At 31.8% G+C, this 26,448-nt stretch carries 24 protein-coding genes; 16 read left to right on the forward strand and 8 right to left on the reverse strand.

What is annotated here, in order from left to right; genetic code table 11:
* Positions 1–11: 11 nt before the first annotated feature.
* Together NYQ10_RS15825 and NYQ10_RS15830 are read right to left on the reverse strand one after the other, a co-directional pair.
* On the reverse strand, positions 12–3,110 hold the full coding sequence (locus NYQ10_RS15825) for an efflux RND transporter permease subunit (RefSeq protein ID WP_289877212.1): 3,099 nt from the start codon (positions 3,108–3,110) through the stop codon (positions 12–14).
* A gap of 123 nt (positions 3,111–3,233) precedes the next feature.
* On the reverse strand, positions 3,234–4,298 hold the full coding sequence (locus NYQ10_RS15830; protein WP_289877213.1) for an efflux RND transporter periplasmic adaptor subunit: 1,065 nt from the start codon (positions 4,296–4,298) through the stop codon (positions 3,234–3,236).
* A 479-nt stretch (positions 4,299–4,777) separates the two neighbouring features.
* Between NYQ10_RS15830 and NYQ10_RS15835 the strand changes: the two genes are divergently transcribed.
* The 4 genes from NYQ10_RS15835 to NYQ10_RS15850 are packed head-to-tail and all read left to right on the forward strand — an operon-like array spanning position 4,778 to position 7,294.
* Positions 4,778–5,377 carry a peroxiredoxin family protein gene (locus tag NYQ10_RS15835; RefSeq protein WP_289877214.1) on the forward strand — a complete coding sequence of 200 codons (600 nt, stop codon included), beginning with the start codon at positions 4,778–4,780 and terminating at the stop codon, positions 5,375–5,377.
* A gap of 29 nt (positions 5,378–5,406) precedes the next feature.
* The gene (locus NYQ10_RS15840; protein ID WP_289877215.1) at positions 5,407–6,267 is read left to right on the forward strand and encodes a hypothetical protein; all 861 of its coding nucleotides are present in this window, start codon (positions 5,407–5,409) and stop codon (positions 6,265–6,267) included.
* Positions 6,268–6,303: 36 nt separating this feature from the next.
* Positions 6,304–6,648, forward strand: coding sequence for a hypothetical protein (locus NYQ10_RS15845; protein WP_289877216.1), 345 nt, complete (start codon positions 6,304–6,306; stop codon positions 6,646–6,648).
* A gap of 43 nt (positions 6,649–6,691) precedes the next feature.
* Positions 6,692–7,294: a PAS domain-containing protein gene (locus NYQ10_RS15850; protein ID WP_289877217.1), complete on the forward strand. Its 603-nt coding sequence runs from the start codon at positions 6,692–6,694 to the stop codon at positions 7,292–7,294.
* Positions 7,295–7,491: 197 nt separating this feature from the next.
* On the opposite strand, the gene recG is transcribed toward NYQ10_RS15850, so the two are convergent.
* Positions 7,492–9,600: an ATP-dependent DNA helicase RecG gene (gene recG, locus NYQ10_RS15855; RefSeq protein WP_289877218.1), complete on the reverse strand. Its 2,109-nt coding sequence runs from the start codon at positions 9,598–9,600 to the stop codon at positions 7,492–7,494.
* A gap of 497 nt (positions 9,601–10,097) precedes the next feature.
* On the opposite strand from recG, the gene NYQ10_RS15860 reads away from it, so the two are divergent.
* The 4 genes from NYQ10_RS15860 (at position 10,098) to NYQ10_RS15875 (ending at position 12,130) form a co-directional block, all read left to right on the forward strand.
* The gene (locus tag NYQ10_RS15860) at positions 10,098–10,532 is read left to right on the forward strand and encodes a hypothetical protein (RefSeq protein ID WP_289877219.1); all 435 of its coding nucleotides are present in this window, start codon (positions 10,098–10,100) and stop codon (positions 10,530–10,532) included.
* 162 nt (positions 10,533–10,694) lie between these two features.
* A complete protein-coding gene (locus NYQ10_RS15865) occupies positions 10,695–11,123 on the forward strand; it encodes a hypothetical protein (RefSeq protein WP_289877220.1) in 429 nt (142 codons plus the stop codon).
* A 75-nt stretch (positions 11,124–11,198) separates the two neighbouring features.
* Entirely contained in the window at positions 11,199–11,738 is a 540-nt protein-coding gene (locus NYQ10_RS15870; protein WP_289877221.1) for a DUF1697 domain-containing protein, read from the forward strand.
* A complete protein-coding gene (locus tag NYQ10_RS15875; RefSeq protein ID WP_289877222.1) occupies positions 11,738–12,130 on the forward strand; it encodes a hypothetical protein in 393 nt (130 codons plus the stop codon). Before NYQ10_RS15870 ends, NYQ10_RS15875 begins: the two co-directional genes overlap by 1 nt.
* 1 nt (position 12,131) lies before the next feature.
* Here NYQ10_RS15875 and NYQ10_RS15880 read toward each other — a convergent pair whose 3' ends face one another.
* Complete coding sequence (locus tag NYQ10_RS15880; RefSeq protein WP_289877223.1) at positions 12,132–12,872, reverse strand: diphthine--ammonia ligase; 741 nt, start codon at positions 12,870–12,872, stop codon at positions 12,132–12,134.
* Between the two features lie 85 nt (positions 12,873–12,957).
* On the opposite strand from NYQ10_RS15880, the gene NYQ10_RS15885 reads away from it, so the two are divergent.
* The 3 genes from NYQ10_RS15885 (at position 12,958) to NYQ10_RS15895 (ending at position 16,747) form a co-directional block, all read left to right on the forward strand.
* A complete protein-coding gene (locus NYQ10_RS15885; RefSeq protein WP_289877224.1) occupies positions 12,958–13,596 on the forward strand; it encodes a transposase in 639 nt (212 codons plus the stop codon).
* A gap of 7 nt (positions 13,597–13,603) precedes the next feature.
* Complete coding sequence (locus tag NYQ10_RS15890; protein ID WP_289877225.1) at positions 13,604–15,664, forward strand: M1 family metallopeptidase; 2,061 nt, start codon at positions 13,604–13,606, stop codon at positions 15,662–15,664.
* Between the two features lie 174 nt (positions 15,665–15,838).
* Positions 15,839–16,747 carry a patatin-like phospholipase family protein gene (locus NYQ10_RS15895; protein WP_276173669.1) on the forward strand — a complete coding sequence of 303 codons (909 nt, stop codon included), beginning with the start codon at positions 15,839–15,841 and terminating at the stop codon, positions 16,745–16,747.
* 54 nt (positions 16,748–16,801) lie between these two features.
* On the opposite strand, the gene NYQ10_RS15900 is transcribed toward NYQ10_RS15895, so the two are convergent.
* Positions 16,802–17,326, reverse strand: coding sequence for a hypothetical protein (locus tag NYQ10_RS15900; RefSeq protein WP_289877226.1), 525 nt, complete (start codon positions 17,324–17,326; stop codon positions 16,802–16,804).
* Between the two features lie 124 nt (positions 17,327–17,450).
* On the opposite strand from NYQ10_RS15900, the gene NYQ10_RS15905 reads away from it, so the two are divergent.
* From NYQ10_RS15905 to NYQ10_RS15920, 4 genes are all read left to right on the forward strand, one after another.
* Positions 17,451–18,218: a sulfite exporter TauE/SafE family protein gene (locus NYQ10_RS15905; RefSeq protein WP_289877227.1), complete on the forward strand. Its 768-nt coding sequence runs from the start codon at positions 17,451–17,453 to the stop codon at positions 18,216–18,218.
* 294 nt (positions 18,219–18,512) lie between these two features.
* Positions 18,513–20,852, forward strand: coding sequence for an ATP-dependent helicase (locus NYQ10_RS15910; RefSeq protein ID WP_289877228.1), 2,340 nt, complete (start codon positions 18,513–18,515; stop codon positions 20,850–20,852).
* Between the two features lie 96 nt (positions 20,853–20,948).
* Positions 20,949–21,569, forward strand: a complete 621-nt coding sequence (locus tag NYQ10_RS15915; protein WP_127340013.1) for an L-threonylcarbamoyladenylate synthase — start codon at positions 20,949–20,951, stop codon at positions 21,567–21,569.
* 77 nt (positions 21,570–21,646) lie between these two features.
* A complete protein-coding gene (locus tag NYQ10_RS15920; protein ID WP_289877229.1) occupies positions 21,647–22,684 on the forward strand; it encodes a carboxypeptidase-like regulatory domain-containing protein in 1,038 nt (345 codons plus the stop codon).
* A 235-nt stretch (positions 22,685–22,919) separates the two neighbouring features.
* On the opposite strand, the gene NYQ10_RS15925 is transcribed toward NYQ10_RS15920, so the two are convergent.
* The 3 genes from NYQ10_RS15925 to NYQ10_RS15935 are packed head-to-tail and all read right to left on the reverse strand — an operon-like array spanning position 22,920 to position 25,282.
* Complete coding sequence (locus tag NYQ10_RS15925) at positions 22,920–23,753, reverse strand: OmpA/MotB family protein (RefSeq protein ID WP_111424856.1); 834 nt, start codon at positions 23,751–23,753, stop codon at positions 22,920–22,922.
* A gap of 32 nt (positions 23,754–23,785) precedes the next feature.
* On the reverse strand, positions 23,786–24,805 hold the full coding sequence (locus tag NYQ10_RS15930) for a glycosyltransferase family 2 protein (RefSeq protein WP_289877230.1): 1,020 nt from the start codon (positions 24,803–24,805) through the stop codon (positions 23,786–23,788).
* A 24-nt stretch (positions 24,806–24,829) separates the two neighbouring features.
* Positions 24,830–25,282: a type I restriction enzyme HsdR N-terminal domain-containing protein gene (locus NYQ10_RS15935; RefSeq protein ID WP_289877231.1), complete on the reverse strand. Its 453-nt coding sequence runs from the start codon at positions 25,280–25,282 to the stop codon at positions 24,830–24,832.
* A gap of 111 nt (positions 25,283–25,393) precedes the next feature.
* Here NYQ10_RS15935 and holA point away from each other — a divergent pair, with 111 nt between their 5' ends.
* Positions 25,394–26,398, forward strand: coding sequence for a DNA polymerase III subunit delta (holA, locus tag NYQ10_RS15940; RefSeq protein WP_184165914.1), 1,005 nt, complete (start codon positions 25,394–25,396; stop codon positions 26,396–26,398).
* Positions 26,399–26,448 lie beyond the last annotated feature (50 nt).

Consider the following 26,448-nt stretch of genomic DNA (forward strand, 5'->3'; position numbering starts at 1 on the left):
TTCTTAGGTTTCTATTTTATACTTTCTTTTTCGTATTCGTCGATATGATCAAATTCTGGATAATGTTTTCTAGCTCTAGACCACATAAAATAAATTGCTGGAATTACGAAAAGTGTCAGTGCAAGTGAGAAAATAGTTCCTCCCACAATTACAACTCCCATACCAATTCTACTAGTTGACGCAGCACCTAACGACATAGCAATTGGAAGAGCTCCTAATGCAATGGCTAAACTCGTCATTAAAATTGGACGTAAACGTGCTTCTGAAGCTTCTAAAATAGCTTCTAATTTCGGTTTTCCTTGTTCTCTTAACTGATTAGCAAATTCTACAATCAAAATACCATTTTTGGTTACCAGACCAATTAACATTACTGTACCAATCTGACTAAAGATATTCCAAGTTTGATTGAATAGCCACAATGAAAATAGCGCACCTGCAACTGCCATTGGAACAGTTAAAATGATAATAAAAGGATCTATAAAACTTTCAAACTGTGCTGCAAGAATTAAGAAAATCAATAACAAAGCTAATCCGAATGCGAAAGATGTGTTCGAACTACTTTCTACGAAATCTCTAGATTCTCCAGCTAAATCGGTAGTGAAACTTTCGTCTAAAACTTTAGCTTTAATACGGTCCATTTCTTTAATCCCGTCGCCCATACTTTTTCCAGGAGCTAAACCAGCAGCAACTGTTGCTGACATATAACGGTTGTTGTGGTATAATTGCGGCGGATTACTTTGTTCGTAAACTTTTACAACGTTATCCATCTGAATCAATTCGCCATTTTTGTTTTTAACGAACATCGATGTTAAATCCAATGGTTTTGATCTGTCTTTTTGATCGAACTGTCCAATTACCTGATATTGTTTTCCATTTTTGATGAAATAGCCAAAACGTTGTCCGCTTAAAGAAAGCTGTAAAGTTTGTGCAATATCTAAAATCGAAATTCCTAAACTTTCTGCTTTTGCACGGTCAATTGTTACGTTGACCTCTGGTTTATTGAATTTTAAATTGACATCGGTAGTAGAAAAAACGTCGCTTTTTCCAACTTCGGCCATAAACAACGGAATCTTTTCTCTTAATTTATCAAAATTTGGAGCCTGAATAATGTACTGAATTGGCAAACCTCCACGTCTGTTTACTGCAATTGTAGGCTGCTGAATTACAGAAATTTTAGCATCAGGATATTTTTTTGTCCATTTGTTTAATTTATCGGCAATATCTTTTTGAGATCTGTCTCTTTCTTCAGGTTCTGTGAGTGAAAGCCTTACGAAACCTGAGTTAGTTGCAGAACCTCCGGAACCTCCGGCGGTAATAACTAAGCTTACTTTTTTTTCTGGAATAGAATCATCAACCAATTGTGATATTTCCTGCATGAAGCGGTACGTATAATCGTAGGAAGAACCTTCTGGTGTAGTCATACGCATTGTTACAGAGCTTCTGTCGTCATAAGGAGCAGTCTCTTTCGGAAGGATCGTGAAAAATAAATAAATGATTCCGAAACAAGCAATTAGAATAGGGAAACTTATCCATTTTTTTGCCATAAATTTTGACAAGGCTTCAGCATAACTGCTATTCATTTTTTCAAAGAAAGGTTCAGTTTTAATATAGAATTTCGATTTCTTTTGTTCTCCGCCTTTCATCAAATAGGCATTTAGCATAGGTGTTAATGTCAATGAAACAAAGGCAGAAATTAATACCGCAGCTCCAATGACGACTCCAAATTCCCTAAATAACCTTCCGACAAATCCTTCTAAGAAAATCACAGGTAAAAATACTGCTGCAAGAGTAACTGAAATCGAAATTACGGCATAAAAAATTTCGTTAGAACCTTTAATCGCTGCTTCAATAGGCGACATTCCTTCTTCTACTTTTTTGAAAATATTTTCAGTCACCACGATTCCGTCATCTACCACAAGACCAGTTGCGAGTACAATAGCTAAAAGTGTCAATACATTAATTGAAAAACCGAAAAGCCACATAATGAAAAATGTTGCAATTAATGATACAGGAATATCAATTAAAGGTCTGAAAGCAATTGCCCAGTCTCTAAAAAACAAATAAATAATAATAATTACCAATATAATTGAAATTCCTAAAGTTTCGGCAACTTCTAAAACAGATTTTTTAACAAATCGTGTGTTATCAAGTGCAATGTTTAGTTTGATATCTTTTGGTAAATCTTTTTTTAAAGCTTCGAATTTTTTGTAAAATTCTGTTGAAATATCTAAGTAATTAGCTCCTGGCATTGGCACAATTGCCATACCAATCATTGGAAGTCCAGAAGACATTAAGGAAGTCTCTATGTTTTCTGGCCCTAATTCGGCTCCTCCAATATCACTTAAGCGAACAATTTTATCACCATCTGTACGAATGATAATATTGTTGAATTCTTCCGGTTTAGAGAGATTTCCAACTGTTTTTACCGTTAATTCGGTATTGTTTCCCGTTAATTTTCCTGAAGGTAATTCAACGTTTTGAGCATTTAATGCCGTACGAACTTCTGCAACTGTACAGCCGTAAGCTGCTAATTTTGCAGGATCGATCCATAAGCGCATAGCGTAACGTTTTTGTCCCCAAATTTGTACAGCACTTACGCCCGGAATGGTTTCTAATCGTTGCGAAATGACATTTTCAGCATAGTCACTCAATTCTAAAGAACTTCGTGTGTCACTTTGTACAGTCATAGAAATAATAGATTCGCTATCTGCATCTGCTTTAGAGACTACAGGTGGCGCATCAATATCTTGTGGTAAACTTCTAACAGCTTGAGAAACTTTGTCTCGAACATCATTTGCCGCTTCTTCTAAATCTTTATCAAGGTTAAATTCGATTGTAATATTGCTGCTTCCTTGATTACTAGAAGAAGTAATATTTCGGATTCCATCAATTGCATTTACTGCTTTTTCAAGAGGTTCTGTAATTTGTGATTCAATAATATCAGAGTTCGCACCAGTATAATTGGTACGAATGGAAACCTGTGCAGGATCAATCGAAGGAAATTCTCGAACACCTAAAAAAGTATAACCAATAAAACCGAAAAGTATAATTAATAAATTCAGTACAATGGTTAAAACAGGTCTTTTTATACTTGTAGTTGATAAACTCATATATAATTTATGATTTTAGATTGTTGACTTTAGTCCCGAAGTCTCGGGATCAGATTTATCGCTAAATCCTACTGTTGTCTTTAATCTATATTCAAGTCTTTCGACTTTTAACTTTCGACTTAACTATTTTACTTTTACTTTTACTTTAATTGGCGCTTCATTTTTTAATGACATCACACCACTTGTAATTAAAGTGTCTCCAGCTTTTAATCCTGCTAAAATCAAAATAGAAGAATCGGTTCTAGTTGTAGCGTCAACCATCACTTCTTTTGCTTTTCCATTGTTTGCAACAAAGACTTTTTTTCCGTCTTGGATAGGAATGATAGCCTGAGAAGGTACAACAATAGCATCTTTAATAATATTTAAAGGTAATTTAATGTCTGCGAAAGTTCCAGGGAAAAGTTTTCCGTCTGTGTTATCAGCAATAGCACGAATTTGAAGCGTACGTGTAGCTACAGCAACTTCTGGTTCTATTGCATAAATTTTTGCTGAATACGTTTTATCAGATCCAGAAACTGTAAAATCAATTACAGAACCAGATTTTACTTGAGATGCATATTTTTCAGGAATCGAAAATGTGATTTTTAGTTTACCCGTATTTACCAATTTTGCTACTAAAACAGTTGGTGTAATATAAGTTCCAGGTGAAATAGAACGTAAACCAATTTTTCCTGAAAAAGGAGCTCTAACAGATGTTTTAGAAATTTGTGCTCTAATTAATTGACTTTGAGCTTGTGCCGAAGCATGATCCGCTCTTGCAATATCAGCTTCTTCTTGGCTAATTGCTTCTTTTTGTAAAAGTAATTTTGCTCTTCTTTCGTTTTCTGCTGCTAAACCTTCTTTGGTTACAGCTTGTCTCAATTGCGCTTTTAGTTCAATATCATTTACTTTAAAAAGCACTTGTCCTTTGTTTACAAAAGTTCCTTCGTTAAAAAATATTCCTTCAACAATTCCAGAAACCTCACTATGAATTTCTATTTGTTCGTTTGCTTCAATAGATCCCGTAAGTGATAAATTATTGTCAAAAGTGGCAGTTTTTATTACGATTCCGTTAACAGTTGTTGGAGAATCTTTATCATTAAATTTTTTAGAGTCGTCGTTTTTACTCTTGTTTGATATAATTCTGTAACTGATAAAACCACCAATTGCAATAATTAAAAGGGTGTAAATGAGGTGTTTTAGCTTCATAAAATTGAGGTGAATATAGATTTTAGGTTTTTGTTTTTAGTAAGCTTACAAATTTAACTTTTTGTTGTGAAATCAAAGGCTCTTGGCTTTTATTTAACATTTGTATGTACAAAGGTTTGCATTTAGACTACAAGTAGAGTAAAAGGTTTAATTAATGGTTAATTTTTTTATTTGAATTGAAGTTTGTAAGATAATTTATTCAGCTTTGAATCTGGGCTTTATATGCTTACTTAAGTCAGAGATTTTCTATCTAAAAATAATTTTAATGCATTTTGTCTGATTTTTTTTGCACTTTATCGATTTTATTTGTAACATTGATATGTTAAACAAAATGATTGGTTTTAGCATAAATACAGGTATTTTGAATACATATTTATGTTAAAATGTAAGAATGGAAATTGTTTTTTAGAATTTTTGATGAATTTGTTGATTTATAATGTTAACAAATGTTTACTGTTTGAATAATTAAAAAATAATTTATGAAAAAAACATTACTTTTAAGTTTATGGTTTACATTATTAATTCTTGCAATTGGGTATTTGTTTTGGAAAAACGAATTTAAATATAGCCTTCCAACACCAATTCCGAAAAATTATCATGCAATAGCAATGGGTTCTAAAGTAGAATTAGGAGCATGTTGTGCATTTGATAACAAACCTGTTTTTATACATTTCTTCAATCCAGATTGTCCTTGTTCACGTTTTAATGTTCCTCATGTTAGTGATTTGATTAAAAAATATGGAGATCAGATCAATTTTAAAATTGTGGTTTTAAATAAACAAAAGAATTTTACTATCGCTGAAATTCAGGAAAAGTTTGACGCTAAAATCCCTGTTTATTTTGACGAAGCCATTGCTGAAAAATGTGGTGTTTTCTCAACGCCTCAGGCAGTTTTACTCGATCCATCTCATAATTTATATTATCGTGGAAACTATAATAAAACCAGATATTGTACAGATTCTAAAAGTAATTATGCCCAAATGGCAATTGATTCTTTATTAAGAAAAAAAGTAAGCCCCACCTTTAATGCTTTGGCTCTTAAAGCCTACGGATGTTCGTTACCAAAATGCACTAAATAAATCTATCCAAAACCCAAAAACTTAAATCTATGAAACCAAAAGCTAGTTTGAATGAACAGGATTACCTGCACAGTTTTATGTCTACCATGACACAAAAATCGGACACAATTATCAATTATGTACTTGCCGTTTATTTTCTTCTCGGAATAGGTTTGTCTTTTAAATACGACACTTTTGAAATTGGTGTCGGAGTCGGAACGCTAAATCTTTTGGCGTATTATTCAGCTAAATTTTTCATGAAAAATTCGAAGTTTTATCAGTATGTTCTATCTGTTGTGCTTGCTATTTTTATGGCGCAATACATCTATCAAATGCACGGAATGTTCGAAATGCACTTTACGGTATTTATTGCCAGCACTATTTTAATTATTTATCAAAACTGGAAACTTCAGATTCCGCTGACTTTACTTGTTGTTCTTCATCACGCTGGATTGGCTTATTTGCAAAACTTCATTTATAATGATGCAAACGGACTTCAAGTATATTTTTCGCAAGTCAATTTTGATATGGAAACCCTTATTATTCATACAGTTTTGGCAGCCGTTGTCTTTTTTATGAATGGTTATTGGGCTTATTATTTTAAAGAACATAGTGAAAATCATATTTCTAAAATTTCAGATGAATATGAGTTAGAGAATATGAAACTAGCTTCGGCAAAATATAGTTCAATGTCGGCTACAAAAGATTATAACGATTTTATCCACAGAACAACTTTAGATCTTAAGCTTCCTGTTAATTCGGTTTTAAAACTCATCGACGTTTCTAAAGGACATACAGACAATGATAAATTGCTTTCTTACCTTGAAATGATGCGAGAAAGTGCGAAAAAAATTGATGATTTGGTCAATGATATTCATGTAAAATCTACAAACAGCAGAAATTCAAATTAAAAAAATCCCAAAACCAAAACTAATTATAAACGCTGTATGTTTAAGCATGATTTTCCGACTGCAGTTCCGACACTGCATAATTTAAAGAGAACTATTGATGATTTTTTGAGAGAAAGCATAACGTTAAATTCAATCGATAAAATTGGAGCAGAAACCGAATTTGCGAATGAAGTTGCAGAAATTTTAAAAGGTCATAGAAATAATTCTCAAGTACAAAATATTGATTTTCAATATAAAAAATTAATTCAGATTACTAGCGATATTTATCGTCTTGATTTATTGATTGACAATGAAATACCAGAATGGCTTGAAAATGAGTTGGAAATGGTTTTTCATAAAATCAGAAATATTCTTCTTGTTTTAGAAATCGAATTAAACTAAAATATTTGTTATTAAATTGTGTATTAACTAAATACAAAAATTTATGGATGCCAGAATAAATCGCCCAACGCCTTCAGACAGAGAAGTAGATTGGAATAAGAATAAAGTACTGCTTAGTAAAACCGACAAAAAAGGAACCATTTTATATGCCAATGAAGACTTTATAGATGTTTCTGGTTATGACGAATTTGAACTTATTGGTCAGCCACACAATATTGTTCGACATCCAGATATGCCAAAAGTCATTTTTAAGTTTCTGTGGGACAGTATTAAATCGAGTGAAAATATTCATGTAATTATAAAAAATATGGCCAAAACAGGTCGTTATTACTGGGTTGTAACCGATTTTAAAATTGTTGCAGATACCGATGGCGAAATAGTAGGTTTTTTTGGAACTAGAAAATCTGTTCCAAACGAAATTATTGTCAAATTTATAGAACCGCTTTACAAAAAATTATTACAAATCGAAGAAACTAGCGGTATCCAAGCTTCTGAAGAATATCTTGTTGGTTTTCTAGAAGAACGAAAAAAGACTTACATGGAATACATCGATCATTTGATTGCTACAGGAAAAGACGATAAAAATAAAATAAGCAAAGGCTTGTTTAGCGGTTTTTTTGAAAAGAAAAGTGATTCTAAAAAATAAATAGAAATACTTCATTGTGTCAGCTTAAATTATTCAACATTAAATTTGCCCCCCAACAAATCTAAATCACCTGAATAAAAACTTAACAAATGTTTTGAGTCTGATGCAGTGAAGTTTTTTTTTGAAGTTGCAAAGGGACAAAGGTTCAAAGGTTCAGAGGCTTACTAGTTTGACTTGTAACTTTGTCCCTTTGAACCTTAAGAAATATAATTCCAAATATTTTTCTTCTTAGTCAATTCTATAAAAATTGCTCTTAAAATAGCGTGTTCTGGTTTTTGCAGAGCAGAATCTTCTTTTAAGATTTTCATGGCGTAATTACGAGCTAAAGATAAAATATCTCTATCGCGAACAATATCAGCAATTTGAAGATTTAATACACCACTTTGCTGCGTTCCCATTAAATCGCCAGGACCGCGAAGCTTAAGATCGACTTCGGCAATTTCGAAACCATCATTGGTCTGAACCATAGTTTCCATTCTCGTTTTACTGTCAGAACTTAATTTATGTCCTGTCATTAAAATACAATAACTCTGTTCGGCGCCACGTCCCACGCGTCCGCGTAGCTGATGCAATTGCGAAAGTCCAAATCTTTCGGCGCTTTCAATAATCATTACACTCGCGTTCGGAACATTTACACCAACTTCGATTACCGTTGTAGCAACCATAATATTGGTTTTACCTTCAGAAAAACGTTTCATTTCAGAATCTTTTTCGGCTGGTTTCATTTTTCCATGTAAAATAGAAATAGAATATTGCGGAAGCGGAAAATCACGAGAAATACTTTCGTAACCGTCCATTAAATCCTTGTAATCCATTTTTTCAGATTCCTGAATCAACGGATAAACAATATAAATCTGTCTGCCTTTTGCAATTTCATCACGAAGAAATTTCCAGACTTTCAATCTATTAGTGTCAAAACGATGCACTGTCTGAATTGGTTTTCTCCCTGGAGGCAATTCATCAATAACGGAAATATCCAAATCTCCGTATAAACTCATGGCCAGCGTTCTCGGAATCGGCGTTGCTGTCATGACTAAAATATGTGGCGGAATATCGTTTTTTTTCCACAATTTAGAGCGCTGTTCTACGCCAAAACGGTGCTGTTCATCAATTACGGCTAAACCTAAATTCTGAAATTGCACTTTATCTTCAAGCAATGCATGCGTTCCGATTAGAATTTTCAATTCGCCGCTTTCTAATTCTTCGTGAATAATTTTTCTTTCAGAAGTTTTAGTAGAACCGGTTAAAATTCTAATATTGATATTTAGCGTTTGAGCGAATTCAGACAAACCAAGAAAATGCTGATTCGCCAAAATTTCAGTTGGTGCCATCAGACAGGCTTGAAAACTATTGTCAATTGCTAAAAGCATACTCATAAAAGCAACAATCGTTTTTCCAGAACCAACATCTCCTTGTAAAAGGCGATTCATTTGGGCGTTGCTTCCCATATCGGTTCGAATTTCTTTGATTACTCTTTTTTGAGCATTTGTTAAATCAAATGGCAAATGATTTTTATAAAATTCATTAAAAAGTTCTCCCACTTTCGTGAAAGGATGCCCTTTAATTTTGTGTTTTCGAATAAGGTTTTTGGTAATTAATTGAAGCTGAATAAAAAACAATTCTTCAAACTTTAATCGGAATTGCGCTTTAGCTAAAATCTCAGCGCTTTTTGGAAAATGAATATTAAATAATGCCGCTTTTCTCGGAATCAGTTTTAATTCTTCGATTAAGAAAGGAGGAAAGGTTTCTGTAAACAAAGTTTGTGTTTCTAGAAAAAGCTGTTCCATTATTTTATTAATGGTTCGGTTTGAAATGCCTTTATTCGCCAGAGTTTCGGTTGACGGATATACAGGCTGCATTGCTGAGCGAAGGCTTCTCTCATGTTCACTCAATAATTCGATTTCTGGATGTGCCATGCTAAATTGGCTTCCGTAAAGCGAACATTTTCCAAATATTACAATGGTTTCATTTAGTTTTAAACTTTCTCGAATCCATTTATGTCCTTGAAACCAATTTAAATCAATTTGCCCCGTATCGTCTACAAAAGTAGCAACAAGACGTTTTTTATTTTTAGCAAATTCAACCGTTTTTATATGAATTATTTTTCCAATAATCTGAACTTCAGAACCTGTATTCTGCAATTCATTAATCTTATAATAACGTGTTCTGTCAATATATCGATTCGGAAAAAAATTGACTAAATCTCCGTATTTATGAATGCCCAATTCCTTACGAAGCAATTGCCCGCGACTCGGACCAACGCCTTTTAAGTATTCAATTGGAGTTTCTAGGAGATTATTAGACATGGAAGAATTTTAGTTTTTTGACTTTAGATTTTAGATTAAAGGGAATGGGATTTTAGAATTTTTATTGGAATTTAATTGGAAAGCGAAGATATATTTTAATTGGGAAATTTGAAAATGAATTATAGTTTTCAGGCATTTGAATTTTTTTTGAATTAAATTTTAATGTTTGACGCAACCATTTCTAAAAAACAAAATCTAATAAATGAACGATCTTTGCAAGTTATTTTATTAGTATAAGAGAGCAAATTCGTTTGTTGTTGAGAATCAGTACACATTTGCTTTTAATAAGACAAGATATTATTTAAACAATGCTTACTAATTCAAATTGTTTAAGACTCCGTCAATTTTTTTGGCGGAGTTTTTTTGATTTCAATTTGAAAAACAGAAGGTTTTTTTAAATGCTTGAATATTATCTTATTGTTAAGTTGTAAAAAATAACGCAACTATTTTAAGGAAGTAAAATCTTAATAATAAACGAACCCTTAAAACTAGAAAAAATGAAAAAAATTGGACTTTTAATTTTATTGCTAATTTCGCTTACTTCTTGCTCTAATGATGATAATAACAATAAACCGACTAAAGCTTACCATGGAAAATGGAATCTAACTGTTATGGACAGAATTAGAAGTCCCTTTGCAAATTATATTATTGTTCTGGAATGGGAGGAAAGCTATATTTTCAATTCTAATGGAAGCTTTTCTAAAACAAGAATAATGGACAATAAAACATCTACAATTTCAGGGTTTTATTCTGTAGTCGAAACCTCAGATAAGACGCATTTCACCTTACTTTACGGTGCTTCAAATGAGATGATAGCAAGTTGTACTGGAAATTTAATAGAAAATCTATACATAACTAATTCTACTGGAAGGTTATATAACACGTGGGAAACTTGTGATGGACCTTTGCTTATTTATGATAAATCGAAGTAATATTAAATAGTATTTGCATTATTTTTTACACTACTTTATAAATGTAAGAAGTTTTTCTACAACAGTTTGAATATTAAATTATTGTTGATTTATAAAATTATAACGCAACCATTTTAAGGAAGTTAAATCTTAATAATAACAAACCTTTAAAACTAGAATAAAATGAAAAAAATTGGACTTTTAATTGTATTGCTAATTTCGCTTATTTCTTGCTCTAATGATGATTCTAAAAATATTGAAGCAAAAATAACTATTAATGATTATTATGGGAAATGGACAGATTTTGATGAAGCCAGATTCAAAAGCAATCCTAATATTTGGTATGAATATTATATTTTTAATACAGATAAAACATTTACAAGATCAAGAGTAGACAAAGGTGTTACTACAACGGTAACAGGAACTTTTGAATTTTCAACTCGCGATAATAGATCTGATATTATTTTAACTTATAGCGCTCCAACTAATTGGATCTATAACTGTTCTACTGGATTTGGTGGTACATCTGAGCTTTTGTATATTCATGATGGTAAACTAAATAATGCCGCATCAATGTGCGATTTTAGTCCGATTTATAAAAAAGCAAAATAAAAAACGTAAGTTTGCTTATAAGAAAAAGTATTCAGTCCTAAATTGAATACTTTTTTTATTTTAAATAATTACATGATGACTACACACTTAGCACTTTTACGCGGAATCAACGTTTCTGGGCATAATATGATGAAAATGGAAGCTTTGAAATCAATGCTGGAAAATATTGGTTTTCAAAACGTTATAACTTATCTGCAATCTGGAAATGTTTTTATTGATAGCGAAGAAGAAGCTTCGAAAGTGGGTTTTATGATTAAGCAGGAAATTTTTAAAGTTTTCGGACATGAAGTTCCTGTTGTTATGGTTACTAAAGAAAACCTGGAATCTTGTTTTGCAAATAATCCTTTTTTGAAGGAGAAAGATATTGATACCAAAAAACTTTACGTTGCTTTTGTTTCTACTAATTTGAAAAAAGAAAATATTAACGATTTAAAAATCAGTCAGTTTAAACCAGACGAAGCAAGTATTGACGAAAACAGAATTTTTGTTAAATATGCTGTTGGAGCCGGAAAAACTCGATTTGATCAAAAATATATTGAGAAAAAATTAAACGTAACTGCTACAATGCGAAATTGGAATACAATTACTAATTTACTTAAAATGTATTCAGAATAATGAAGAAATTAATCGTTTTTTTTTGCGTATTTCTATTTGTTAATCCGATTGTTGCCCAGAATAAAACCGCTGCAACCGATGAAAGTTTTAATTCTTTTCTAAAGAAATTTACTTCAGATAAAAACTTTCATTTAAGCCGAATTAATTTTCCGTTGACTGTAAAGTTAAACAATGATGATTTTGAATTAATTGATTACATCATAATCAAAAGCGAATATATTCCGATTCAATTAAACGATAAAGGAAGCAGTTATCAGCATCAAAATAATCCGAAAAAGAATACCTACATTATTAAAAGAAGAGGAACTGATAACGGAATTTTTGTAGACTACATTTTTACCAAAAGAAAAGGGTTATGGTATCTAAAAACGTGGATTGACGAATCTACTTAATTTACTTTTTGATCAAATCGCAATACCAAAAACCAAAATCAAAAGCTGTTTCGTCATTTGTATCGCATGCGGTGTTCGAAGAATCATTTTTAGGTTTTTCGTATTTACGATAAACAATTTCGCCAATTTCAAAATCAATAGGTTTTGAAAAAATAGGTCCGTCAAAAGCAAAAGTGTGAAATTCGCCATTTTCGCCGCAAACATCAACATTTTCTGGTAAATCATTTATAAAATCTTGATCTATTATTCTGCCAACAAAACTTTTGTCTAAAAATTTTTCGTTTACGCAAACCACAATCGTTTTAAATCCTAACGAAATAAATTCTTGAATTAAATCTTTTGTTGGAATTTTCCAAATCGGAAAAATGCCTTTAAAATCAATTTTGGCTAATTGACTTTCACGATATTGGCGTAAATCCTCTAAGAAAATATCACCAAAAACGGAATGCGTTATACCTTTATTTTTTAAAGCTGATAACATTTCGGTCATTACATTTTCATAAACTTCCATAGTTGGCATTTCTGGAATTTCCATTATTTTTAACGGAATTCCGATGCTTTCTGCTTGTGCTTGCAATAATTCAACACGAACGCCATGCATAGAAATTCGCTGATATTGTTGGTTTACGCTTGTTAATAAACATTCGATTTTATAATCAGGATTTTGAAGAATTTTATACAAAGCAAGAGCAGAATCTTTTCCGCTGCTCCAGTTGAATAAGGCTTTTTGAGGTACAGACACAATTTAGAATTTTAATTTGGTAAACTTACAAATTTCATTCTATTTGTTGATGAAAGGTTTGTAACTTTGGGATTTTACACGCCAAATGACAAAATTATTTAAGGATTCATTTAAAATAGAATCAAATAGATTGAAAAACTGGGATTATTCTAGTGAGGCAGTTTATTTCGTTACAATTGTTACACAAAATAGAAAATGCCTTTTTGGAAATATTGAGGAACAAAAGATGATTTTAAATGAAAATGGAAAGATTATTGAGAAAGAACTTTTAAGATCTATTAAGATTCGTAAAAATTGGTTTTTTCATAATTGGATTATTATGCCAAATCATATTCATTTGTTAATTGAAATTCAAACACCTAGTGAATCTTTGTCGACAAACGTTGCGGAGACGCACTGCGGTGCGCCTCTACAGTTCCAATCTGAAGAAAAAACAGGAATTAACACAACGCATATCGTAGAGACGCACAGCAGTGCGTCTCCACCCAGCATATCCACAACGGTTGATAATAAATCTGAATTTAAATTTTCCCGAAAATCAAATTCCATTTCCTCATTTGTCGCAATTTTCAAATCTATTACAACAAAACAGATAAATGGAACTGAATCGATTTGGCAAACTAATTATCACGATCATATTGTTAGAAATTACAAAACGTTCGAAAAGATTTACGATTATATTAAACATAATCCAATATCTTGGGAAACAGATTCTTTAAAATAAAATCTCAATGAAATATATCTTTCTATTCTTCACAGGATTCATTTTTGCACAGCAGACTCAATATGTTGATTTTAAATCTGTTTCAGGACAATTGTCATTAAATGCTAAAGAAAAAACAATTTCAGGAACAGTTGATTTTGAATTAGAGGTTTTAAAAGATTGCGATACTATTTCGCTTGATGCAAAAAATATGGAGTTTTCAAATGTAAAACTCAACGAAAAAGAAATCGTTTTTATAAATACAGCGAAACAATTAAAATTGGTTTTTCCTTTCAAAAAAGGACAAAATAATTTGACTTTTAATTATACTGCAAAACCGAAACAAGCCTTGTATTTTGTTGATATTGAAAACAATGAAGTTCAAATCTGGACACAAGGGCAGGGCAGATACACCAGTAATTGGTTCCCAAGTTTTGATGATGTGAATGAAAAACTAATTTTCAATCTCGGAATTTCTTATGATAAAGATTATCAGGTTGTTTCAAACGGACTTCTAAAAGAAAAAACAACAAACGGAAACGTAAATTTTTGGCAATATCAAATGCAAAAGCCAATGAGTTCGTATTTATTAATGATAGCGATTGGGAAATTTGATAAGAAAGAATTTAAGTCGAAAACTAGAATTCCATTAGAATATTATTACGAGCCTAAAGATTCGGATCGTTTTGAGCCAACGTATCGTTATTCTAAACGAATTTTTGACTTCTTAGAAAAAGAAATTGGCGTAAAATATCCTTGGCAGATTAACCGACAATTGCCAGTTAGAGATTTTTTATACGCTGGAATGGAAAATACAACATCGACTCTTTTTGCAACTCGTTACGTTGTAGATTCGATAGGATTTTGCGATAGAAATTACACCAATGTCGATGCGCATGAATTGGCACATCATTGGTTTGGAGATTTAATAACAGCAGAAAGTAGTACGCATCATTGGCTTCAGGAAGGTTTTGCGACTTATTTTGCTTTGCTTGCGGAAAAAGACATTTATGGCGAAGATTATTTTTACTCAAAATTATACGATACAGCGCAACAGATAAAATTTGCTTCAAGAACAGATACAATTCCGGTTTTGAATGCAAAAGCAAGTTCATTGACTTTTTATGAAAAAGGAGCGTGGACATTATTCGTTTTGCACGAATCAATTGGCGATAAAGCGTTTAAAAAAGCTATTAAAAGTTACTTGAATAAATACGCGTACCAAACCGTAAATACTCAGGATTTCTTTGATGAAATAAAAAAAGTTTCAGATTTTGATTTGGATAAATTCCAAAAAACCTGGCTAGAATCTACCGCTTTTGATACTCCGACAGCCAATGCTTTACTGAGTAAAAACAAAACGATTCAGAAACGGTTAGAAATCGACAAATTGAAAAAAACGCCTTTGGCAGAGAAAATAGAAATTTTTAAAAATATTCTAGAATCTGATTTTTATGAGTCTGTTAAACAAGCCGTTGTCGATCAGTTGGAAAATGAAAAATATGAAGCCAAGAAAGATCTTTTGCTTTTAGCTTTAGAAACCAATAATGTGAAAGTTCGTCAAAATGTTGCAGAAACTATGACTAAAATTCCAGAAGATTTTAGGCAGAATTACGAAACTTTATTAAACGATAAATCATATCAGACTCAAGAAATTGCTTTGTATTGGTTATGGAGAAACTTTCCTGATCATAGAACAGAATATTTAAATAAATCTAAAAATTGGATCGGATTTAACGACTTTAATCTTCGTACTTTATGGCTTTCTTTGGCTTTGTCAACAAACGGTTACAGTAATGATCCGGAATCTTTAATCAATGAATTGATAGCATTTTCATCTACAAAATATGAAGCCACAACAAGACAAAATGCGTTAGAAAAACTTATTGCTTTTAAAATTATTAACGATCAGGTTTTGAGTAATTTAGTAAAAGCCACAACGCATCATATGTGGCAATTTTCAAAGTTTGGAAGAGATACAATTCGACTTTTGTTAAAAAATCCTGAAATGCGTGCTTCATTTAATAGAATTTTGCCTAATTTGACACCCGATGAACAATTTCAATTAGATCGTTTATTGAAAGAGTGATTTGCGTGTGAAGATGAAAGAAATGAGATTAAAGAAGAAAGAAACAAGAAGCAAGACTAAATCCTGAATTTTAAATATTTAATCTTTCTTCTTGCTTCTTGTTTCTTACTTCTTACTTCTTTTCTCTAATCATCTTAAAAAAAAAATCCAAAAACAAAACCTACATTACAATTTATGAGAGCATTGGTTATTTCTGGTGGTGGCAGTAAAGGCGCTTTTGCTGGCGGTGTTGCCCAATATTTAATAGAAGAAAAAAAACATGAATACGATTTGTTTTTAGGCACTTCAACAGGAAGTTTATTGATTCCGCATTTAGCTCTCGGTCACATCAAGAAAATTCATTCTGTTTATACCAATGTAACTATGGCGAGTATTTTTAATATTTGTCCATTTGTAGTGAAAAATAAAGATGGAGTAGATATTGTGACCATTAACCACTTTAATGTTTTGCGTCAATTTTTTAAAGGAAAACGAACTTTTGGCGAAAGTAAAGGTTTAAAGAAATATATTCAGAATAATTTTCTGCTTTCAGATTTTAATAAGCTTAAAAAATTAAAGACAGATGTCATTGTAACCGTAACTAATTTTACTACAAACGAATCAGAATATAAATCGATAAAAGATTGTACTTACGAAGAGTTTTGCGAATGGTCTTGGATATCAAGTAACTATGTTCCGTTTATGAGTTTGGTTGAAAAAAACAATTGCGAATACGGCGATGGCGGATTTTCAAGTTTGGTTCCGATACGCGAAGCAATCAATAGAGGCGCTACAGAAATTGATGTAATTGTACTTGAAACAGAAGTAAATACAACGAAAACAGTGATAGGTAAAAATCCGTTTTCATTAATGATCGATTTGTTCCGAATTGCTTTAGATCAAGTCGAAAAACACGATATTGCTATAGGAAAACTTATGGCAAATAATAAGAATGTAAAGCTTAACTTATATTACACGCCAATAAAATTGACTGATAACGCTTTGATTTTTAACAAAGATGTTATGAAAGAATGGTGGGAACAAGGTTATGAATATGCTCAGAATAAATCGGAAGTTATGAGTGATAATAAAATATTGATTTAAGATTTTAGATTTGAATTTGAATCTAAAATCTTAAATCTGCATTCTAAAATATTTTTAATACCAAAGGTCAGCAACTTCACTTTTTATAAAGCTTAAAGCGGCATTACTTGGAGATTGCTTTTCTAATAAATCATTTAAGATTACTTCTCGAAGTTTGTCTGCATTGTCCACTTTATCGCTCATAGCAGCTTTACGTATCATTTGGATTGTTGCATTTTTTGCAGTTGTAATAATTGTCCAACATTCATCAGTCATATAAATTTGTTGTGTCAAATTATGTTCGAATTCTTGTTCGATTTGATCGATTACGAAGTTTTCATAATCGTGTTTATTTTGTGAAATTGGAGAAACTCTAATCAGTAATTTCGTCAAATTGATACGTTCTAAAAATAAAGTCATACGCTCGTAAGCTTGCAAACGTACTGGGAGCGATTCTTTATGAGCTTGTTTGTTTAATAAAAAAGCACGTTTTCTGTCATTATTTTTAATGTGTAATTCGAAAAAACGATACGCTACAACTCCTGTAACTAAAGCTGGTAAAGTATAACTTGCAAGTTCTATAATCTTATTGAAATCCATTTGAATAATTTTTTGAACAAAAATATACTTTTTGAGGAGAAATCCACTTTAAATTTATACTAATAAACAAAAAGGAACGCTTACTTTTGCAACTTGCTTTTTTGTATTTGAAATATCTTTTTTAATGGATTTGTACATAATATTTTTTCTTTGTTTAGCAGCATTTGCAGCCGGATTTATTGACGCCATTGTTGGCGGCGGCGGATTAATTCAGACGCCAATGGGATTAATTTTATTGCCTAATCTTCCAGTTTCGACAGTTATTGGAACTCTTAAAATTCCAGCTTTCAGCGGAACTGCTTTTGCTGCTTTTCAATATTTAAAGAAAGTGGTAATTCAGTGGAAATTATTAATAATAATGATGTGTTTAGCAGTTCCTTCTGCTTTTCTCGGATCGACAATTTTAACGCTTGTAAGTAACGATTTTATGAAACCGCTTTTGTTAGTCGTTTTATCGTTATTGTTTATTTACACGTACGCAAAGAAAAACTTCGGACAGCATGTTGCCAAAGATCATTCAGAAACTACTCAAATAATTTACGCAGTTGTTATTAGTGTAATTGTTGGGTTTTACGACGGATTTATTGGTCCAGGAACAGGAAGTTTTTTTGTTGTGGCTTTTATTGCGCTTTTGGGTTTTGATTTTCTTCACGCTTCCGCGAATGCGAAAATGGTTAATCTGGCGACAAATTTTGGTTCGATTTGTTTGTTTATGATAAAAGGAAAAATCATCTGGACAATTGCGATTCCGATGGCAATTAGCAACGGACTTGGAGGCTGGCTTGGCGCAAAACTGGCAATTAATAAAGGAAATGGTTTTATTAGAATTTTCTTTTTAGTTGTAGTTGTCGGAACTTTGATTCGTTTTGCCTATGATGTGTTTTTTAAATAAAGGTTCTAAGAGGCTAAGTTGCTGAGTTTTCTCTCTTTTGTCTAAAGAAAAAAACTTAGAATCTTAGAACCTTAGTAACTTAGTATCTCAAAAAAAATGTTTGTTTTCTAGCCCCGATTGAGGCGGTATCCTCGCAGCGGAGCGGAGAGATAAAGCCGAAAGCGGGAAACCATGCCCGAAAAAAATGCCTTTTGTTTGGCTTTAAAAAGAAAAAAACTTCGGGATAGAACCTCAGAATCTTAGTAGCTTTTTAAATCATTAATTCTTATTTTTGCATAAAAGGAGAAAAATTACATGCAGAAATATATTGACCAGCTCAACGAAGCGCAGAGAGCGCCTGTTTTAAAGAAAGACGGGCCAATGATTATTATTGCTGGTGCAGGTTCGGGAAAGACTCGTGTTTTAACAATTAGAATTGCTTATTTGATGCATCAGGGAATTGATGCGTTTAATATTTTGTCGCTGACTTTTACCAATAAAGCGGCAAGAGAAATGAAACACAGAATTTCGGATATTGTGGGAGCATCTGAAGCTAAGAATCTTTGGATGGGAACTTTTCACTCGATTTTTGCGCGTATTCTTCGTGCTGAATCTGATCATTTGGGATATCCTTCCAATTTTACTATTTACGATTCACAAGATTCGGCGAGATTGATTTCTTCTATTATTAAAGAAATGCAGTTGGACCGTGATATTTATAAACCTAAACAGATTTTAGGACGAATTTCGAGTTATAAAAATAGTTTGATTACGGTTAAAGCTTATTTTAATAATCCAGAATTGGTTGAAGCCGATGCAATGGCGAAAAGACCAAGATTAGGAGAAATTTATCAGCAATATGTAGAGCGTTGTTTTAAAGCTGGTGCGATGGATTTTGATGATTTGTTGTTGAAAACCAACGAATTATTGACTCGTTTTCCTGAAGTTTTAGCTAAATATCAAAATCGTTTCCGTTATATTTTGGTTGATGAGTACCAAGATACAAATCACTCTCAGTATTTGATTGTTAGGGCTTTGTCAGATAAATTTCAGAATATTTGTGTGGTTGGAGATGATGCGCAGAGTATTTATGCTTTCCGTGGTGCGAATATCAACAACATTCTGAACTTCCAGAAAGATTATGAAGGCGTTGTAATGTTCCGTTTGGAGCAGAATTATCGTTCGACTAGAAATATTGTGGAAGCCGCTAATACAGTAATGGAGCACAACAAAACCAAACTGGATAAAGTGGTTTGGACGGCGAATGAATTTGGTCCAAAAATTAAAGTCCACAGAAGTTTGACTGATGCAGAAGAAGGACGTTTTGTTGCGAGTACGATTTTTGAACAGAAAATGCAGAATCAGTTGCATAACGGAGCTTTTGCAATTTTATACCGTACGAATGCTCAGTCGCGTGCAATGGAAGATGCGTTGAGAAAACGTGATATTCCGTATAGAATTTATGGAGGTTTGTCATTTTATCAGCGTAAAGAAATTAAAGACGTTTTATGTTATTTGCGTTTGGTTTTAAATCCGAAAGATGAAGAAGCTTTGATTCGTGTTATTAATTACCCAGCGCGTGGAATTGGAGATACTACTGTTGAAAAATTGACTATTGCTGCCAATCATTACAAACGTTCGATTTGGGAAGTAATGGTTAATATTGATAAAATAGATCTGAAATTAAACGCTGGAACTAAAAACAAATTGAAAGATTTTGTGACTATGATTCAGAGTTTTCAGGTTATTGATCAGAATCAAGATGCTTTTTATATTACAGATCACGTTGCTAAGAAAACGGGTTTAGTTCAGGAATTGAAGAAAGATGCAACTCCAGAAGGAATGGCAAAAATTCAGAATATCGAAGAGCTTTTAAATGGTATTAAAGATTTTACCGAAGGTCAGAGAGAAATTGATGGTGCTAGAGGCGCACTTTCTGAATTTATGGAAGACGTAGCTTTAGCAACAGATTTGGATAAAGATACAAATGATGAAGATCGTGTCGCTTTAATGACGATTCACTTAGCAAAAGGACTTGAATTTCCGCATGTTTTTGTAGTGGGAATGGAAGAAGATTTGTTTCCGAGTGCCATGAGTATGAGTACTAGAAGTGAATTGGAAGAAGAACGTCGTTTATTCTACGTGGCTTTAACACGTGCAGAACATCAAGCTTATTTGACTTATGCGCAATCTCGTTATCGTTGGGGAAAACTAACAGATAGCGAACCTTCTCGTTTTATTGAAGAAATTGAAGGTCAATACCTAGAATATTTAACGCCATCTGAAACTAATTACCGCTATAAATCGCCAATTGATGGTGATATTTTTGGTGATGTTGACAAATCTAAATTAAGATTAGCAAAACCAGTTGGTGGAACGCCACCAAAGCATATAACAGATAATAATCCAAAACTGGATCTTAATATTAGAAAATTAAAACCAGTTGCAGGAACAAATCCAAATGCGGTAAGCGCACCAAATTTATTTGATAGTAAACTGACTGTTGGAAATATTGTTATGCACGAACGTTTTGGAAAAGGAGAAGTTATTAATCTAGAAGGTGTTGGTCCAGATAAAAAGGCAGAAATTAAATTTGAAGTTGGTGGAATTAAGAAATTGCTTTTAAGATTTGCGAAATTAGATGTTGTTGGTTAGAAAACTTTCAATATTTAGAGAATAAATATGAAACATGAAAACTTAAAAGTGTAATGTTTCTTACCCAAACAAACCTAACTTTAAATAAAAAACAAAATGGCTGAATTCATAAAAATATATCCAGATAAACCAAGTGAAGCTGCAATTGCAAAAGTTGTAAAAGTGCTTCAGAATGGTGGTTTGGTAATTTATCCAACAGATACTGTTTACGGTTTAGGTTGTGATATTACCAATTCTAGAGCTTTAGAAAAAATTGCTAAAATAAAGGGAGTAAAATTGGAGAAAGCAAATTTCTCTTTTATCTGTCACGATTTGAGTAATTTATCAGATTATGTGCGTCAGATTGATACATCTACTTTCAAAATTTTGAAAAGAGCTTTACCAGGACCTTACACTTTTATTTTGCCTGGTAATAATAATTTGCCAAAAGAATTTAAAAAGAAAACGACAGTTGGTATTCGTGTACCAGACAATAATATTATTTTAGAGATTGTTCGTCAATTGGGAAATCCTGTTGTTTCTACTTCTATTCGCGATGAAGATGATGTAATTGAATATACAACAGATCCAGAATTGATTTTTGAAAAATGGCAAAATCTGGTAGATTTGGTAATCGATGGAGGATATGGGGATAATGTTGGTTCGACGATTATAGATCTCTCAGAACATGAGCCAGTTATCGTGAGAGAAGGAAAAGGAGATATTGATATTTTGTAAGAAAGCAAGTAAATTTATAGGAAAATTCAAAAAGGTTTGGTTAATTAGCTAATAATTAATCAAACCTTTTGACTTTAATGAAAAAACTATTTACTTTTTTGTTTTTGTTTTCGATAGTCACTGTCTTTTCGCAGCAAAATCTTATTGGTAAAATTACGGGTAAAGGTAATATTCCGTTAGAAGGAGTGAATATTTACTATGATGGCACAACAATTTCAACAGTTTCAGATACTGATGGAAAATTTTCTATTAAGTATGAACCTAATGCTAATAATATTTTAGTGGTTAGTTCAATGGGATATCAAACGGAGTACCTATCTGGATTAGATGCTTCGAAGCCATTAAATATTGTACTGAAGATTTCGGAGAACGAGCTTAAAGAAGTTGTAGTCAATAATAATAATGAGTTTACGAGAGTTCAGAAATTAAAGCTTTTTAGAGAGTATTTTTTAGGAAAAACTAGTAATGCCAAATCAGCTGTTATTAAAAATGAAGACGATATTCGCTTTAAATATGATAAAAAGAGTTTGCTTTTTACAGCCTATTCAGATAAACCTTTGATAATTATAAATTCAGCTTTAGGATATAAGATTGATTATGAATTGGTAATTTTTGAAGTATCCTTTAAAAAATTTAGTATTAATTCAATAGATGCCTTTAAGGTTTTTTATGGAGGTATGAGTCGATTTGAGGAAATTGATAATAGTCCTAAAGTTTTGAAAAAACGAGAAAGAACATTTCAAGGGTCTCAAATTCAGTTTTTTAGGAATTTAGCAAATAATGATTGGGATGCAAATAAATTTTTATTGTTTAAAGGTGAACATAATCAAGATCCAACGAAATGTTTTAAAATAACTAAGGAAGCGGATTTTTCAAAGGTAGAAGTAATTCCTAATGGTAAAAGTGAAATTACAAGTTTAAGCTCAAAGAAAACCGTAGCGGCTTATAATCTTGTCTTTGACAAAAGAGAAGCATCAAAAATTAGTTTTCAAACTAATAGCTTTTATATTTATAAATATGGAAATAATTCAAATATTGAAGACATACTTCTTTTAGGAAAAATTTCAGAAAAGAGAGTTGGAGATATGTTGCCTTTGAATTATGGGATTGAGTAAATTTTAATCTTATTATTGAAATGTGTATTATTTGATATTTGTAAAAAAATACTTTAATTGTATTACAGTTTAAAAATTATGCCTAACTTTATTATAGTTAAAATTTAGTTAGTTAATTTAAAATAATTTCATTCTTGATTTGTATTTAATTGGTTATTAAAAGGGAAATTAAGAATACAAAAAAAGCAGGTCGATTGACCTGCTTTTCTGTTTTAAAGCTATTTGAAAACAAGAATTATTTAGCTTGTTTTTTCATTTCTTTTTCAATCATATCATAGAATTGATCGATTTTTGGCATAACTACAATACGAGTTCTTCTGTTACGAGCTTTGTTTTCAGCAGAATCATTAGCAACTAATGGTACGTAAGAGCTTCTACCAGCAGCAATTAATTTAGCTGGATTAACACCAAGATCGTTTGTTAATACACGAACGATAGAAGTAGAACGTTTAACACTTAAATCCCAGTTGTCTAAGATAATTCCGTTGCTTTTGTAAGGAACATCATCAGTGTGTCCTTCAACCATACATTCGAAATCTGGTTTGTCATTGACAACTTTAGCAACTTTAGCTAAAACAGATTTTGCTTTATCACTTACGTCGTAGCTTCCGCTTTTAAATAATAATTTATCAGCGATAGAGATAAATACAACTCCTTTTTCAACATTGATTTCGATGTCTGGATCGTTGATTCCAACTGCTCCTTTTAAGCTTGTAACTAATGCTAAAGTAACACTGTCTTTTTTAGTTAAAGCGTCTTGAAGTCTAGAGATTTTCAAATCTTTTTCTTTCAAGCTTTCAAGAGATTTTTCAAGGTTTTCAGCACCTTTAGTAGTTAAGATTGTTAAATCTTTAGAACTATTGATTAAGTCTTGATTATGTTGTTTGTAGCTTTCAGCAGTAGCAGCTAATCCAGCTTTTTCTTCTAAGCACGTATTTAATTTTACAGTACAAGAGTTTAACAAATCTTGAGTCTCTTTGTTTTTTGCTTCCAACTCAGCATATTTCTTTTTAGAAACACATGATGTTAGGGCCATTAATACTGATAGTGCGATAACTATTTTTCTCATAAATTTAATTTTAATTAGACTTGATTACAAATTTAGTTTTTAATATTTTGAATACTGTTAAAGATTTCTTTAAATACGGTCAATTTCCTTATATAATAAAGGAAAACGACGCTTTTTACCATATAGTATTGCTGTATTTGAAAATCTTTTCGTTTTCCGAGATATTTTAAAGATAAGCAATAAAATGAAAAATGTGCCTTTAAAATGGCAAAAGTATGTCCAAATTTCCCTTGTGTAAGAAAACGGATACCTGCAATTCCGTCTAAAACCATTCGGAAAAAAATCATCCAGAATAATCCTCTTTTTGGCAGATTTTTGACAAGCATTAATAATGAATTTCTAAAATTCAAATAGGTTTTTTTAGGATTACCTTGTTGTAAAGTTGCACCTCCAACATGATAAACTACAGATTGAGAATTGTACTTTATTATATGACCTTCGTTTGCAGCTCTCCAACATAAATCAATTTCTTCTTGATGAGCAAAGAAGCTTTCGTCAAAACCTTTTAATTCATGATAAACATTTTTACGGATGAAGAAACAAGCGCCTGAAGCCCAGAACAATTCAATGTTATCATTGTATTGCCCATTGTCTTTTTCTACAGTATCGAATACTCTTCCTCTGCAAAAAGGAAATCCATATTTATCTATGAAACCACCTGCGGCTCCAGCATATTCAAAATATTCTTTGTTCTTAAAATCAAGAATTTTTGGCTGGATAATGGCTGTTTGTTTTTCATTATCGAAAGTTTCAAGAATAGGTTTAAGCCAATTTTCAGTTACTTCAATATCCGAATTTACTAATGCATAGATTTCAGCATCAATATGTTGTAAAGCATCATTGTAGCCTTTTGCAAAGCCATAATTACCCGAGTTTTTTACAATTTTTACAGTAGGGAAATTTTCTGCGACGAATGCAATAGAATTATCTGTAGAGGCATTATCTGCTACATATATTGATGCACCTTCAGAAAATTGAATAACAGAAGGTAAAAACTGCTCGAGCAATTTTACTCCGTTCCAATTTAAAATGACAACAGCTATTTTATCCAAAAGTACTTAGTTCTTTATTATTTGTTAATGGTTTTCTTTATAGTCAGGCAGGTTTCTCAAAAACTCATATTTTTCGTTTTCAAAATCCATTTGACAATAAAAATGGTTTAGTCCGTTTGTGACATTCAAAAACCGTGCCTGCATTGTCATATTGTAACGTGCAATTTGATCAAAAGTTGCTTGAGAGATTCTAACTTCGGGCGCTTTGCACTCTACCAATATATGTATAGAACCATCTGAGTTAAAAACTACAACATCGTATCTTTTTCTTAACCCGTTGACTTTTAAAACTTTCTCTACATTAATTAACGATTTTGGATATTTTTTTTCGTAAATTAGGTAATGAACAACGTGCTGACGAACCCATTCTTCGGGAGTAAGAATTATAAATTTTTTTCTTATTTCATCAAAAATAGACACTTTATTTTCGCTATTTTTGAATCGAAAACTATAGATTGGGAAATTTAATCGCTGCATAAAGCAAAAATATAAAATAGTTTCAGGTTTCTCCCGAAGTCTCGGGATAAAGTTTCAAGTAATTGAAATTGAAATTTGAATTTGAAATTTGATACTAGAAACAAAATTTAAATGGACGAAGTTGTAAAAATCGTTAATGATATAAAAGCCGGAAATATAAAGCCAATTTATTTTTTAATGGGTGAAGAACCTTATTATATAGATAAATTATCTGAATATATTGAACAAAATGTTTTAGCAGAAGAAGAAAAAGGATTTAATCAGACTGTTTTGTACGGAAGAGATGTTTCTGTAGATGAAATAGTTTCAACAGCTAAACGTTATCCGATGATGGCTGATCGTCAAGTTGTTATTGTAAAAGAAGCACAAGATTTATCACGAACAATTGATAAAATTGAATCTTATGTAGATAACCCGATGGAAACTACCGTTTTGGTTTTTTGTTATAAATATAAAACGCTGGATAAACGTAAAAAAGTCACTAAGTTATTAGCACAGAAAGGTATTGTTTACGAAAGTAAAAAATTATATGAAAATCAGGTTGGAGACTGGATTAAACGTGTTTTAGCCGGAAAAAAGTATACGATAGATCCTAAAGCAAATGCCATGTTGGTAGAGTTTTTAGGTACAGATTTGAGTAAAATCAATAATGAACTTGAAAAATTACAGATTATTCTACCGCAAGGAACTATGATTACGGCGGAACATATTGAAGAAAATATTGGTTTCAGTAAAGATTACAACGTTTTTGAACTTAGAAAAGCAATTGGAGAACGTAATCAGTTGAAGGCGTATAAAATAGCAGAAAATTTTGCTCATAATCCTAAAGAATATCCGTTGGTTATGACTACAGGATTGGTTTTCGGATTTTTTGTTCAGCTTTTAAAATACCACGGATTAAAAGATAAAAACCCTAAAAACGTTGCCGCTGTACTTGGTGTAAATCCATTTTTTCTAAAAGAATATGATTTGGCTATAAAAAATTATCCAATGAGAAAGGTAAGTCAGATTGTTGGAGCTTTACGAGATATTGATGTAAAGAGTAAAGGTGTGGGTGCCAATGCTTTGCCACAATCAGATTTACTTAAAGAAATGCTTTATAAAATATTTAATTAAGCCGTTAAAATTCACGATATTTGCGTTTCTAAAAATTTTACTACTTAATA

This window comes from Flavobacterium johnsoniae (genome assembly GCF_030388325.1).
Lineage (GTDB): Bacteria > Bacteroidota > Bacteroidia > Flavobacteriales > Flavobacteriaceae > Flavobacterium > Flavobacterium johnsoniae_C.